This is a genomic window from Vibrio vulnificus NBRC 15645 = ATCC 27562, assembly GCF_002224265.1.
In the GTDB taxonomy this organism is placed as follows: Bacteria; Pseudomonadota; Gammaproteobacteria; order Enterobacterales; family Vibrionaceae; genus Vibrio; species Vibrio vulnificus.
In genome coordinates this window covers 1096497-1110316 of sequence record NZ_CP012881.1, presented here as the reverse complement: position 1 = coordinate 1110316, position 13820 = coordinate 1096497, and the positions used below count along the sequence as shown (strand labels likewise).

The 13820-nt window shown below is 48.2% G+C and carries 13 protein-coding genes; 7 read left to right on the top strand and 6 right to left on the bottom strand.

Features of this window, described 5'->3' with window-relative positions:
• The first annotated feature begins 49 nt into the window (after positions 1-49).
• Positions 50-868, top strand: coding sequence for an alpha/beta fold hydrolase (locus AOT11_RS05000; protein ID WP_017421269.1), 819 nt, complete (start codon positions 50-52; stop codon positions 866-868).
• A gap of 89 nt (positions 869-957) precedes the next feature.
• Here the strand turns inward: AOT11_RS05000 and plsY are convergent, their stop codons facing one another.
• A complete protein-coding gene (gene plsY / locus AOT11_RS04995) occupies positions 958-1569 on the bottom strand; it encodes a glycerol-3-phosphate 1-O-acyltransferase PlsY (protein WP_017421270.1) in 612 nt (203 codons plus the stop codon).
• Positions 1570-1692: 123 nt separating this feature from the next.
• On the opposite strand from plsY, the gene folB reads away from it, so the two are divergent.
• Genes folB through AOT11_RS04980 form a run of 3 tightly spaced genes read left to right on the top strand, consistent with a single transcriptional unit; the run spans position 1693 to position 3350 of the window.
• Positions 1693-2052, top strand: a complete 360-nt coding sequence (gene folB, locus AOT11_RS04990; RefSeq protein WP_017421271.1) for a bifunctional dihydroneopterin aldolase/7,8-dihydroneopterin epimerase — start codon at positions 1693-1695, stop codon at positions 2050-2052.
• Positions 2049-2531 carry a 2-amino-4-hydroxy-6-hydroxymethyldihydropteridine diphosphokinase gene (gene folK, locus AOT11_RS04985; protein WP_017421272.1) on the top strand — a complete coding sequence of 161 codons (483 nt, stop codon included), beginning with the start codon at positions 2049-2051 and terminating at the stop codon, positions 2529-2531. The genes folB and folK overlap by 4 nt, the downstream gene beginning before the upstream one ends.
• Before the next feature lie 15 nt (positions 2532-2546).
• Positions 2547-3350, top strand: a complete 804-nt coding sequence (locus AOT11_RS04980) for an undecaprenyl-diphosphate phosphatase (RefSeq protein ID WP_011078706.1) — start codon at positions 2547-2549, stop codon at positions 3348-3350.
• Between the two features lie 63 nt (positions 3351-3413).
• Here AOT11_RS04980 and AOT11_RS04975 read toward each other — a convergent pair whose 3' ends face one another.
• Entirely contained in the window at positions 3414-4637 is a 1224-nt protein-coding gene (locus AOT11_RS04975) for a multifunctional CCA addition/repair protein (RefSeq protein WP_026050475.1), read from the bottom strand.
• A 98-nt stretch (positions 4638-4735) separates the two neighbouring features.
• On the opposite strand from AOT11_RS04975, the gene AOT11_RS04970 reads away from it, so the two are divergent.
• Positions 4736-6892, top strand: coding sequence for an AAA family ATPase (locus tag AOT11_RS04970; protein WP_017421274.1), 2157 nt, complete (start codon positions 4736-4738; stop codon positions 6890-6892).
• 73 nt (positions 6893-6965) lie between these two features.
• On the opposite strand, the gene AOT11_RS04965 is transcribed toward AOT11_RS04970, so the two are convergent.
• The 3 genes from AOT11_RS04965 to AOT11_RS04955 all read right to left on the bottom strand — a co-directional run bounded on the left by AOT11_RS04965 (position 6966) and on the right by AOT11_RS04955 (position 9835).
• Positions 6966-7577, bottom strand: coding sequence for a TIGR04211 family SH3 domain-containing protein (locus AOT11_RS04965; RefSeq protein ID WP_011149480.1), 612 nt, complete (start codon positions 7575-7577; stop codon positions 6966-6968).
• 183 nt (positions 7578-7760) lie between these two features.
• Positions 7761-9020, bottom strand: coding sequence for an inorganic phosphate transporter (locus AOT11_RS04960; RefSeq protein WP_017421275.1), 1260 nt, complete (start codon positions 9018-9020; stop codon positions 7761-7763).
• A gap of 134 nt (positions 9021-9154) precedes the next feature.
• Positions 9155-9835, bottom strand: coding sequence for a TIGR00153 family protein (locus AOT11_RS04955; protein ID WP_026050476.1), 681 nt, complete (start codon positions 9833-9835; stop codon positions 9155-9157).
• Between the two features lie 205 nt (positions 9836-10040).
• Here AOT11_RS04955 and AOT11_RS04950 point away from each other — a divergent pair, with 205 nt between their 5' ends.
• A complete protein-coding gene (locus AOT11_RS04950; RefSeq protein WP_017421276.1) occupies positions 10041-11558 on the top strand; it encodes a CYTH and CHAD domain-containing protein in 1518 nt (505 codons plus the stop codon).
• A 33-nt stretch (positions 11559-11591) separates the two neighbouring features.
• Here the strand turns inward: AOT11_RS04950 and AOT11_RS04945 are convergent, their stop codons facing one another.
• Positions 11592-12344 carry a potassium channel family protein gene (locus tag AOT11_RS04945; RefSeq protein WP_017421277.1) on the bottom strand — a complete coding sequence of 251 codons (753 nt, stop codon included), beginning with the start codon at positions 12342-12344 and terminating at the stop codon, positions 11592-11594.
• A gap of 116 nt (positions 12345-12460) precedes the next feature.
• Here AOT11_RS04945 and AOT11_RS04940 point away from each other — a divergent pair, with 116 nt between their 5' ends.
• Positions 12461-13717 carry a methyl-accepting chemotaxis protein gene (locus AOT11_RS04940; protein WP_011078698.1) on the top strand — a complete coding sequence of 419 codons (1257 nt, stop codon included), beginning with the start codon at positions 12461-12463 and terminating at the stop codon, positions 13715-13717.
• Positions 13718-13820: the final 103 nt, after the last annotated feature.

Here is a 13820-nt window from a genome sequence, read left to right as displayed (position 1 = left end):
TGGCATCTTGTGTTGCCTATGTTAGGTTCTGCTGATTTTAGGAAAAATAATGAAAACATTCGTCATAGATGGCAAAAGCATGGCTTATCAAGATGTGGGCCAAGGTCCGGTCTTGTTATTTGGTCATAGCTATTTGTGGGATAGCCAGATGTGGGCGCCACAAATTGAATTTTTAAGTCAGTCTTATCGTTGTATTGTGCCGGATTTGTGGGCACATGGGGAATCTGAGTCCGCACCAACTCACTGCAATTCATTGGTGGATTACGCTCAACACCTGCTCGCGTTGATGGATCATCTACAAATTGAGACGTTTTCTATTGTCGGTTTATCCGTCGGTGGGATGTGGGGAGCGGAACTGGTTTCACAAGCACCAGCACGCGTGACTTCTTTAGTCATGATGGACACCTTCATTGGCCTAGAGCCGGAAGTGACACATCAGAAATACTTCGCCATGTTGGATGCTATTGCGCAAACCCAAATGGTGCCAGCACCGATTGTAGAAGCGGTGGTGCCGCTGTTTTTTGCCAACGATGCGAAAGAGCAAAACCCGCAATTGGTTTCGGATTTCGAACAACGCTTAGCGTCACTTTCCGGTGAACGTGCGGTGGAAGTGGCAAGAGTTGGGCGTATGGTGTTTGGTCGTCGCGATGTGATTGAGGATGCGGAAAAATTTGCTTTGCCAACCTTGATCGCCGTTGGTCAGCAGGACAAACCTCGCCCAGTGTTTGAATCTTACTTGATGCACGATGTGATCACCGGCAGTCAATTGGTGGAAATTCCTAACGCTGGTCACATTAGTAACCTAGAGCAGGTTGAGTTCGTTAACCAAATGCTTGAGACGTTTCTCGCGGCAGTTTACGCCCAGTAAGCGAACGAAAATGGCCTCATGAGAGGCCATTTTCTATTTCTTTGACGTTTATCGTCGTCTCGTATTTCGCTTGTCGTCTCTTATTTTGCTTACTGTGACTTAGGCATTTGCAGTTTTTTCTCACCGATTTTGGGCTCTTCACCAGTAAACAAACGGCGGATATTTTGGTGATGTCTTAACACAATCAAACAGCAGAGCATGCCTACGGGCAAGGTGTACTGGGGCTTGATCATCCAAGTGTACATCGGGGCGAGTAAAACGGTAACCAACGCGGCCAATGAAGAGTAGCGGAAGAGTATCGCGACCAACAGCCATGTCACCATGATCATCCCTGTCAAATCCAAACCGATAGGGGCTATGGCTCCCAGCGCTGTTGCCACCCCTTTACCCCCTTGGAAATGAAAGAACAGTGGGTACATATGACCAAGGCAGGCTGCAATGGCTATCACGCCAAGCAGTACGGGTTCAATACCAAGGTAGTAACCACTCCAAACCGGAATTGTCCCTTTGAGCATATCGCACAGCAGTACCGCCGCGGCGGCACCTTTACCACCGATGCGCAACACGTTGGTGGCACCAGGGTTGTTTGAACCCACACCTCGAGGATCGGGCAATCTCAGCACACGACAAATCAGCACCGCACTGGAAATTGATCCCAGCAGGTAGGCGATGATGGTCATTGTCACTGCCATTGCGTCCATGTGAGTCCCTAAATGATTGGAAAGTAATGCTCATTTTTCGCGTAGTTGCTATCATAGCGCGATTGCAAAAATAATACGATGAATTTACCCCATTCGGGTATCCGACCTCTATAAGGACAAGTTATGGCGCTGGATAAAGTGTTTATTGAACAGTTGGAAGTGATTACCACCATCGGTGTCTACGACTGGGAACAGCAAATTAAGCAAAAATTGGTGTTGGATATCGAAATGGCGCACGACAATCGTCCTGCAGGCAAAAGTGATGATGTGGCCGATGCGTTGGATTATGCGCAAGTGAGCGAGGCGGTATTGAATCATATTGAAAGCGGCCGTTTCTTACTGGTGGAACGTGTAGCGGAAGAAGTGGCAGAGCTCATCATGACTCAATTCTCTGTGCCTTGGATTCGTATTCGTTTGGCTAAGCCGGGAGCCGTTCCACAAGCTCGCGCTGTGGGGGTGGTGATTGAGCGAGGTCAAGCATGAACACCGTCTATATCGGCGTAGGCAGTAATATTGAGCGAGAAAAGCACGCACGAGCTGCTTGGCAAGAGCTCACTTTGCTTGGCGAAGCATTACAAGCCTCACCGATATATGAATGTGCCGCTGTTGGTTTTGACAGCCATGCCTTTTTCAATTTTGTCATTCGTCTCAATACGTCCATGACGTTAGAGGAATTGGCTTTTCAGCTTCGCCAAATCGAACTGAAATGGGGCCGAGAAGAAAATGCAGCGAAGTATCAGGATCGAACACTCGATCTTGATATTGTGCTGTTCGGTGAATGCATTTCGAGCCAAAAGCCTGAACTGCCTCGCAGTGATATCTTTAAATATCCCTTTGTCATACAACCGCTTTATGATTTGCAGCCGGATCTGGTGATTCCAGGAGATGGCCGTACCGTGGAAGAGATTTGGCAAACTGCACGCGATCTCGACACATTAAGAGCGGTTGATTTTTCATTATAAAAAACTGAGTAAACCATGAGTTATTTTGAAGCGTTTGTGTTGGCTTTGATTCAAGGCCTGACCGAGTTTTTGCCGATTTCCAGTTCGGCGCATTTGATCCTGCCTTCCGCCATTCTAGGTTGGGAAGATCAAGGTTTAGCTTTTGATGTGGCGGTGCATGTCGGCACCTTAGCCGCTGTGGTGATCTATTTCCGTAAAGAAGTGATCACGCTCTTCGCTGCTTTGTTCGCGTCGATTTTTAAAGGCGAACGAAGTAAAGAAGCCAAGTTGGCGTGGATGATTGTGATTGCGACGATCCCTGCGTGTATCTTTGGCTTGGTGATGAAAGATGTCATCGAAGTTTATCTGCGCAGTGCCTATGTGATTGCCACGACGACCATTATTTTTGGTCTGTTGCTTTGGTGGGTCGATAAGAATGCCTCTTTGCTGGATGATGAATACCAAGCGGGTTGGAAGAAAGCTCTGTTTATTGGTATTGCGCAAGCATTGGCGATGATTCCCGGCACTTCTCGTTCTGGGGCGACCATTACTGCGGCGCTTTACTTGGGCTTTACTCGTGAAGCGGCAGCGCGCTTTTCTTTCTTGATGTCGATTCCCATCATTACGCTGGCGGGTTCTTATCTTGGCTTGAAGTTAGTGACCAGTGGTGAGCCCGTTCATGTCGGCTTTTTGCTAACCGGTATAGTCACTTCCTTTATTAGCGCTTATCTGTGTATTCACCTTTTCTTGAAGATGATTTCACGTATGGGCATGACGCCATTTGTGATCTACCGATTGATCTTAGGTGTCGGCTTATTTGCTTACCTGTTAATGGCTTAATCTCGATCGACTCGATCGCATAATCATTATAGCGCCCACAGGAAACCGTGGGCGTTATGTTTTTTAAGCGTTCAGCAGCGCTGCTTTCACTGCTTCAATGCGTCTTCTTTCCTGTTCATCACGAATGGCTGGCCCTTTAAACCCATCCTGAATGACCGATTGCACCTCGACAGAGAGCGCTGCTTGATACGCTAACTGGATCCGTTCTGCTTGAGGGTAAGGATGATCTTGCAGGCCTTGGCGACCAGCATGATCGGCTTGGCAACAAAGGAGGATATCGTTTAATCGCTCCGCTTTGCGCCACACATCCAGTTTGTTGAAAATTTTGACTATGGTCTGCGGCTTGAGCTCGGCTGCGCGATGGATGTTGGAGTGCTGCTCACACACCATTAAAGCGAGATCGCGAAACTCATTCGGTACGCGCACGCGTTCACACAGCTGTTTAATCAACTTAAGGCCGGTATGGCAATGCATTTTGTGACTTGGCCATTCACTTGGTGGTGTCACGCCTTTGCCTAAGTCGTGCACTTGGGCCGCAAAGCGCACCACTGCTGATGAGCTTAGCTTCGCCGCTTGTTCTGCTACCAACAAGGTGTGTATGCCCGTGTCGATCTCCGGGTGCCATTTTTCAGGCTGAGGGACACCAAACAAAGCATCGATTTCGGGAAGTACCACGGCCAGAGCACCACACTGACGCAAGATAGCAAGAAACTGCTGTGGCGCGGGCGTGAGTAGCGATTTGTGCCATTCTTGCCAAACGCGTTCGGCAGTCAGTGCAGACAGCTCGCCAGAAGCGACAATGGATTGCATCAACTGCATGGTTTCATCGGCCACGCGAAACCCGAGTGGTGCCAGTTTGGCCGCAAAGCGAGCCACTCGCAACACGCGCAGAGGATCTTCGACAAAGGCCTCGGACACATGGCGCAAAATACGATCCTGCAGATCTTGCTGTCCACCATACGGGTCATAAAGCGCGCCCTGGCTATCCATGGCAATGGCGTTGATGGTTAGATCGCGTCTGAGGAGATCTTCTTCTAAAGTCACATCTGGGGAGAAAAAGCACTCAAAGCCTTTGTAGCCTTGGCCTGTTTTTCGCTCAGTACGAGCCAGCGCGTACTCTTGTTTGGTTTTGGGGTGTAAGAAAACCGGAAACTCTTTCCCGACAGGAGAGTACCCAGCATTGAGCATTTGTTCCGCGGTTGCACCGACGACAACCCAATCTTGATCGTAGACGGGAATGTCCAATAGCTTGTCTCTTACCGCTCCACCCACTAAGTAAACTTCCACGCGTGTGACCTCGAATATTTGCTTATCTGACTGGACATTGTAGCAAGCAATGGTACTTTGCTCTCTATTCAATTGACGTATTTGCATTTGGTCTGTGTATGTATAAGGATTTTTTTGGTTTCTCTGAGCTGCCTTTCTCGATAGTGCCCAATTCCCGCTATCTCTATTTAAGTCAGCGCCATCGTGAAGCCATCACACATTTACAGGCTGGCCTCGGCGATGGTGGTGGTTTTGCCATGCTGACTGGGGAAGTGGGGACGGGGAAAACCACAGTCGCAAAATCAATGTTGGCCAATCTTGATGGTCAAACGTGTGCCGCTTTGCTGCTCAACCCAACGTTTTCCAGTGTCGAACTGCTTGAAGCCATTTGTGATGAGTTTGGCTTGAGCTACGCAGCCAACTCTTCCCTTAAACAGCTCAACCAACGCATTTACCAGTTTTTGTTGGAAAATCATCAGCAAAACATCCAAACCTTATTGGTGATAGATGAAGCACAACATTTGGCGGCGGATGTGTTAGAGCAATTGCGCCTCCTCACTAACTTAGAAACGGAAACACGTAAGCTGTTAAAAGTGTTGTTGGTGGGGCAGCCTGAACTGCAACAGTTACTGCAAACCACACAATTGCGGCAACTTGCTCAGCGCATTACAGGCCGTTATCACCTATTGCCGTTGAATCCTCAAGAAACCGCAGACTACATTGCGTTTCGTATTCATACCGCAGGGGGAAGTCGTACCTTGTTTGATCATGCCAGCGCCAAAGTGATTGCTCAGTATAGTCACGGTATTCCCCGCCTGATTAACTTGATTTGCGATAAAGCGTTGCAATTGAGCTATCACCAAGGCGACAAAAAAATCGCGAAAGCGACGGTCGAGCGTGCTTGCCAAAATGTGATGGCATTTCAGGCAGAGATCTATCAGCAAACCTCAAACCGTTTGTCTTTCCCTTGGGGGAAAGTTTCTGTACTGGCCGTTTGCGTTGCCGGAGTGTTGGCCATAGCCGCTTATTGGCCTTTGGTCGCAACTGACAATGTCGCTTCCACTGCGCCTCAGGTCGAGCTAGACAGGCCTGCAACCGAGTTGCCTGTACCGGCTTCCGTACCAGCAATCTTGGTGAATGATGAACAATGGCTCGGCGAGTCAGCTGTTGCGCGGATGACCACTCGAGCGCAAGGATTAGAAGAGCTTTACAAATTATGGGGATATCGAGCAACGCGCATCGATACCATGTGTGAACAGCCATCCACGTCGATTTTCCAGTGCCAAGTTCGGCAGCTTAATTGGCAAGAGTTGCAGCAAACGCCACACCCTTTGTTGCTGACACTGCAGCATGAAGGGCAACGGGCTTACGTTGTCTTGCTGGAAGTCGACCCAGAGCGCGTCGTTCTGCTTACAGGCGAGCAACGCCTCACCTTCACGGTTTCACAATTGATGTCGTTATGGCGGGGCGAAGTTACCGATCTATGGCCAATGCCTCTGAGAGAGACATTGCGCCTGGGTATGCACGGCGAGGCCATTGAAGTTTTGGACCAATTGCTTGCCAAAGCACTCAACGATGAACCGTTAAAGACGACGCAGTTTAATGCTGAGCTGATGCAGCGAGTGGAATGGTTTCAACGTTGGCAAGCAATGACCGAAGATGGCATCGCCGGCCAGCGTACTTTGGCGCGTTTGCAGCACATGGTCTCATTGTCCGAGCCGTGGCGAGCGCTCACTCAGGCTGAGAAACAAGGCGAAGAGCAGGTGATGCGCTATCCTGAGTTTCCCTCGCTCGCGCCCCTTCTCAGAACATATCCGTTGGCGGAAACTGGCGACGTTATCAACGTGGCCGATCAAACAAGCCCCACTTTGGTTGCGAGCCCATCAATGTCGAGTGAAGAAAAGAAAACAGAGGACGAGCGACTGTTTGAAAACCTCGACCTGTCAGGCTTATCGCCAGAGCTGGCGCAAAAAGTCGAAAATGCCTTGCTGGTGGAGACGCAAGCCGATAATTCACCGCAAGTGAGGTCAACGGTTTCAAGGCTCGATCTGAGCGCGGAAAAATGGCATGGGCGCTTGCCGCCACTCAATTTGCAGACACACATGTATTCGAGCGATCCGAAACGTCGCTGGTTGAAGATTAATGGTGCGGAGTTCCATCAAGGCGAGTGGATCGATAACCAGATTCAACTGGTAGAGATTTCAGCGCAGTCGGTGATTGTCGAGTTCCAAGGGGAGCAGATCGAAATTCCAGCGCTCTATGAATGGAAAGGCTAAAGAGAGAGTGAAAAGGGCCATTAGCCTAAGAGTTAGAGAGAAATCGGGCCGCGAATGCGGCCCGATTTGATGTTTATGCCCAGCCTGAGTTGGACTTCTTACGGCGTGGGATCATGTAAGGCAGAATTAAGCCGAACAGAAGACCAATGCCAGCCACACCACCACCATACATGAAGTATTTCAACAGTAGGTCGTCTTTTTGTGTGTCGAGTTTTGCACGCAGTTGGCGATTTTCCGTTTGTACAGAAGCAAGTTGATCACTGATTTCGCTGTATTTCTTCTCTAGATCTGAAATTTGTTGGTTGCGAGTGTCAAGGGAGTCCACCAAGCCTGCCTTTTCGGTATCGGCATTTTGGCGCGCATTCGCCAATTGAGATTTTACTTCTTTCAGCTCTTTCTCAAGACGAGGAAGGCGCACAGCCATACTTTCTTGGCGTGTGATGAATTTTGCTTGAACCCAGCCCTTGCGGCCTCGCTCATCGACCACTTCGCTATAGCCAGTTTCGCTGTTGGTTTGAAGGAGTTTTACTTTGCTACCCGCATCAACGCTACCAATAATACGAAACGTGTTATTTGGGCCTGAGTGCATGTAGGTAAACAGTTCATCTGCGATGTAGCGGTCTTGGGCGAAAACGGATGGCACTGCAAGAAGAGTCAGTAACACCGTGACGATGAGTTTTTTCACAATAAATCCCTTAACGATTTAATCAGAGTCGGCGATAAAAATTCGGATTAACGAATAGTAAAAACTTTCCCTGACGCATGCAACAAAGAAGGGAGGCAAAGCCTCCCTTAATGTGCGTTTGAGTCAAATATGACAAGGCGCTTACACAATCGCGGCGCGCCTTACATTCTCATGACGAGAAAATTAACCGAAGATCGCTTGCATTGCGTAGTAGAACACCACGGCAAGCAGTGCACCCGCTGGCAGGGTGACAACCCAAGAAGCAACGATGTTACGAACCACGCCTAGGTTGAGTGCTGCGATACCGCGTGCAAAACCAACACCCAATACCGCACCCACAAGTGTTTGTGTGGTCGAAATTGGTAAACCAGTACCAGAAGCCAGTACAACGGTTGAGGCAGTGGCAAGCTGAGCAGCAAAACCACGGCTTGGAGTCAGTTCAGTGATACCTGTACCCACCGTTGCCATTACTTTGTGGCCCATGGTCGCAAGACCCACAACAATACCAAAACCACCAAGAGGAAGAATCCACCAAGCGATAGTGCTTTTCGCGGTTACTTCGCCCATGTGCTCAATGGTTGATACAACGGCAGACAGTGGACCGATCGCGTTTGCTACGTCGTTTGAGCCGTGTGCAAATGCCATTGCACAAGCGGTGATGACCATAAGAACGCTGAAGATGCTTTCTACGCCAGCGAAACCATGATCGTCTTCGCGGTTAGCGAATTTCTTCTGGATGTAGAGGTAGCCGCCTAGCATAACAAGGCCAGAAACACCTGCAGACCAGAACCACGCTTCAGTGCTGCTCAGGTGTAGACCAACGTGTTTTAGCCCTTTCTTGATGGTAACCAGTGCAATCACCATAGTGGTAATAAACATGTACACAGGTACGAAACGCTTGGCGTTCATCAATGGTTTTTCTGTATCGAAAATCAGGCGTTGTGCGCTGACGAAAATGACGTAAGCGAAGAAACCAGAGATCAGTGGTGTAATGATCCAGCTTCCAACGATGCCTTGTACGCTGCTCCAGTCTACCGCTTCAGTACCGACTGAAACGCAGGCGAAACCGATGATCGCACCGATAATAGAGTGCGTGGTCGATACTGGCCAACCCATGTAAGAAGCCAACAGTAGCCATGTACCCGCGGCTAGGAGCGCAGACATCATACCGAAGACAAGAACATCTGGTTGGTGAGCAAAGAGAGATGTTTCGATAACACCTTTACGGATAGTGTCGGTTACTTCACCGCCTGCAAGATATGCACCCGCAAATTCGAAGATCATCGCAATGATGATCGCTTGTTTTACGGTTAGTGCTTTTGAGCCTACCGATGTGCCCATCGCATTAGCAACGTCGTTCGCGCCAATACCAATTGCCATCATAAAACCAAAAGCTGCTGCAACAATAATCAGGACAGTGCCGTAGTTCGCAAGGATATCCATCGTAATACCTAGTTGATTTATAACAAGCGGAGCAATATCAAACAGACGTTATCCTGCCTTAGCCAGAAAACTGTTATTGGCCAAAACAGGATGGGTCGATAATGCTCTTCGTTATGTTTCGTTGACTTAAAAAATTAAGATCGAGATAGCATCAATTCCAGACGCGCGCCTACACGCTGTGCCTGGTCTGCAATGCCGCCTACCCATTCAAGAATCTTGTACAAGAACATGACATCGATAGGGTTCATCTCAGACTCAATGGTCATCAGTTGCTGACGCAGGCCGATTTGCATCGCATCAGTGTCATCTTCAATGACATCCAATTGATTAATCATTTCTGCAACCAGCGTGACTTCACGCCCTTTGAATCCAGTTTCAAGAAGCTCATCAAGCTCATTGATCACGTTTTGCGCTTGGTTAGCCGCATCAAGACAACGTTGAACATAAGCAATGAAATTGGGTTGGAGTGCTTCAGGAATCATCAGCTTACGACCGTAAACACGGCCTGCAATGTCCTTTGCTAAGTTGGCGAGTTTGTCTTGCTGAGTCAGTAGCTCAAGCATGTCAGTACGATCGACTGGCAGGAACAAACCGCGAGGAAGTTTCAGACGAATTTCACGTTTTAGAACATCCGCTTCTTTCTCTAGATGTGAGATTTGAGCACGGATTTCTGCTGCTTTTTCCCAATCACCCTCTGAACAAACTTCAAAGAAATTGATTAGGTGTCCGCAACATTCGTTGACACAAACTACGTGACGCTGCAAAGGCTTGATAGGGGACTTTGCAAATAACCCCATAATTGTATTCATTGGCATGGTCATTCAACCTAATAAATATAACCTTAAAAGAACATACACCATTTCGTGGTGAAATGTTGAGCGATGGCTATAAAGGCGCGCATGTTAACGCATTAAATCCATCATTAAAACTGTTTTAGATCATCATTAGTGCGATATTTCTTTCTTGCCCCTCGAGAAATTAGGCAATATCCTGTCCCAGTCTGCTTGAGAAGGTATAACTATGGAAACCGAGATAGAACTGAAGTTTTTTGTTTCTCCTGAATTTTCAGAAACTTTGCGCGAAAAAATCGCCGAAACCAAAGTACTTCAGCACAGTTGTCGCGATTTAGGAAACACCTATTTTGATACGCCAGACAACTGGCTTCGCCAACACGATACAGGCTTACGGATACGCCGCTTTGATGATGTTTTCGTGCAAACTGTCAAGACGGCAGGACGCGTTGTTGCAGGCTTACATCAACGCCCTGAATACAACGCAGAACATACCTGCAATACACCAAATCTTCATTTACATCCTGGTGATATTTGGCCGCAAGGTAAAGATATTGACACTTTGCAATCGGAATTGATGGCGCTGTTCTCTACGAACTTTACCCGCGAACAATGGCTGATTGGTATGCCCGATGGTAGCCAAGTCGAAGTGGCGTTTGACCAAGGAATGGTGAGCGCAGAGGATAAGCAAGATCCCATCTGTGAGGTGGAGTTAGAACTGAAATCAGGCCAAACCGAAGCCTTATTTACCCTTGCTCGCCATTTGTGTGAGTCTGGCGGTATGCGTTTAGGCAATTTAAGTAAAGCGGCGAAAGGTTATCGCTTGGCTTTAGGTTACCAAGGCGACGAAGTGAAACCATTGAGCCTAGTGGACACGGGCAAGATGGACAATGTGGAATATTGTTTGATCAACTCACTCGAGCATGCCCTTTCCCACTGGCACTATCACGAGCAAATTTATGTGGAACGCGAATCGGTGGAAGCGTTACATGAAATCAGCCACGCCATCAGCTTTATTCGCCAAACCTTGACCATTTATGGCGGTGTCGTGCCACGACGCGCCAGTGCGATTCTGCGTCAAGAGCTTAAATGGCTAGAAGAAGAGCTAGCGTGGTTGTCTGAACATGCACATTTAACGGAACTTCTCGATGACAAAGGCAATGTGCTGCGTAAATTGGATGCACGCAAGTTCTTAGTGGCGGAGTTAACCCAGCAATTTGAAGAGTTGCCCGATCGAGAAGAGGTGCTGACCTTACTCACCAGTGCGCGTTATACCGGATTACTGCTCGATTTGAGCCGTTGGATTTTAACGCGAGGTTGGCAGCCATTCCTTGATGACAAAGCAAGAGAAAAGATGGCCAGCGCGATCCGTGATTTTTCTGTTAAGCAACTTGATCGCACTTGGGCTGAGTTGATGGAAGCGTTTCCGGCAGAAAGAAGCATGTCGGCACAAGAGTACATCGATCAACGCTATCGTTTGATGCGTAACCTCTATACTGGTGTGGGCTTTGCCAGCTTGTATGATGCAGAAGAGCGTAATAGCTTCCGTATGCCTTGGGCCGATTTGATCCATGGTATTGATGATCTCTTAATGCTGCGCCATTTGATCCCGCTGGTAGATAAACTCGAAGGCGAAGAGAAAGAGCAACTGGAACGCTGGTTGATTCGTCAGGAGCGCTCGATGTTGCATGCGATGGATCAAACTCGCGCCATTGGTGTGGAAGCAGAGCCATACTGGCGTCATTAATGATGAATAGAGATAAGAATAGGGCGATACGCCCTATTTTTTTTGCTGTTCTTCAAGTCGTTTCAGCCGCTCTAAAATTTCATGCTGTTGCTCGAGGAGGGTTTCTAGCATCTTTTCCTTGTTGATGGCTCGATTGGTTTGCTGTTTGCTCGGTGTGGTCAGTATCGAGGTGATCAAACCGGAAATCATACCAAATAAGCCAACGCCGCTCATGATGATCACCACCGCCAGCAATTTCCCCCCATCTGTTACTGGATAATGATCACCGTAACCAACGGTCGAAATCGTCACAAACGCCCACCAAAGGGCGTCCGTTCCGGTTTGAATATTCGACGCCGGATTTTTCCCTTCAATAAACAGCATCATGCCAGAGCCGATAGTTACCAAGACCACGAGCAAAAGTAAAATCGTCGCAATGGTGGTCTCTTTGCGATTTTCTTTGAGCTGATTGAGAATAAAGCGAGAAGAACGCAATACGAGGATCACGCGCAAGATATGGAACAAGCGGGCAAATCTCAGCGGCTCAATCATGGGTAAACTGGCAAGAATATCGATCCAATGAGTTTTGAGGTATTGACGCTTATCTGCGGCGCGGATCAAATCTACACTGAGCTGAAGAAGAAAAATACTACAGATTATGAAATCGAGACCGATAAGAACTTGTCGGGTCTCTGCATCCAAAGGAAAAAACAGTAAGCCAGAGATCACAAATAGCGCCATAAAAGACAAGATTAGTGATAACAGACTCATCGGTTTGGTGTTCTCTTTGATATCATTACTTTTCATACGGGGCTCGAAATAAATAGCAAGGTGGCGTTTTTAACGCGCAAAGTATTTAAGCAAAGTGCCCAAAGGCAACATCTTCTTGATACGACTATAAAAGAACTGGTGGAGAAACAACAATGGAAAAGCTGGCTTTTAAGCCCTGGGAAAGGGTGATCTCTGACATTCGCCTCGTTCCCAAAATGATTTTGTTGATGGTGTTCAGTACCGTTTTGATTGTTGGTAAACAGCTTTGGGATGCAAGCACCTTCTATCAAGCTTTGTTGGCGGCAACGCAAAATGAGCAACTCGCGCAACAACATTACGATGAATACATGGTTCAAGTGGCTTGGCAAACTGGCTTATTGATTGTTGTGTTTGTGGTTCTCTTGATGGCGGCTGCCAGCGTGATGCTGCGTCAAACTCGCTATTTAAATGATGCGATCAAATTGATGGCGCAAAGAAACCTTTCAGTTCCGTTTGGCATGGCTTGTAAAGATGAGTATGGCGATGTGGCGCGTGAGCTGGAGAAAACCCGTCAGCAATTGCACGATATGATCAAAATGCAGATCAACGCCTCAGATGAACTGGCGGGGCTGACGGAAGTGATGACGCTGAGCATGTCGGAAACCAAAGAGTCGGCACAAGAAGAGTTTAATGAAATTGATCAACTGGCGACGGCGATGAGCGAAATGACCTCTACGGTACAAACCGTGGCCGATCACGCCAACAATGCGTCGAGTTTGACCGAGCAAGCCTCGCAACAAGCGAAAAAGGGCCAGCAATTCTTGCAAGGCACTGTGTCGAAAATGAGTCAATTGTCGTCAGACATTGCTTCTTCAGCTCAAGCGGTGAACCAAGTGGAAGAGCGAGTTGGTGCCATTGGTAGTGTGGTTGGCACCATTCAAGGCATTTCAGAACAAACCAACTTGTTGGCACTGAACGCGGCGATTGAAGCCGCACGTGCTGGTGAGGCGGGTCGTGGCTTTGCCGTTGTTGCCGATGAAGTTCGCAACTTGGCTCAGCGCACTCAAACGGCAACGGTAGAGATTCAAGACATGATCACTCAGCTGCAAACCAGTGCCAGCAGTGCCGTTGACCTAATGGAAAAGAGCGTAGTGCAAGCGGCAGAAGGCGTTGAGTTGGTGTCCAACGCCGGAACGGAACTGGATGGCATTGTTGGTCAGGTAACCAGCATCAATGACATGAACTTGCAAATCGCGACGGCAGCCGGCCAGCAGAGCAGTGTTGCCGCGGAAATGGACCAAAACCTTTCCAATGTGCGTGAGTTAGTGGAAGCATCGGTCGTGGTGGTCAGTGAGCTGCTGGAAACCTCGGAAATGATGCAAGGCAACGCGGAAGAGTTGGATAAGAAAATCAAATCTTTCAAAGTCTAAGCTTTTAGTCACAGTGAAACGCCCACATTACTCATGTGGGCGTTTTTTATTGCAGTAAGTCTGATATAAATAAGAACAATCGCTCAACAAGAACAAGGAAGAA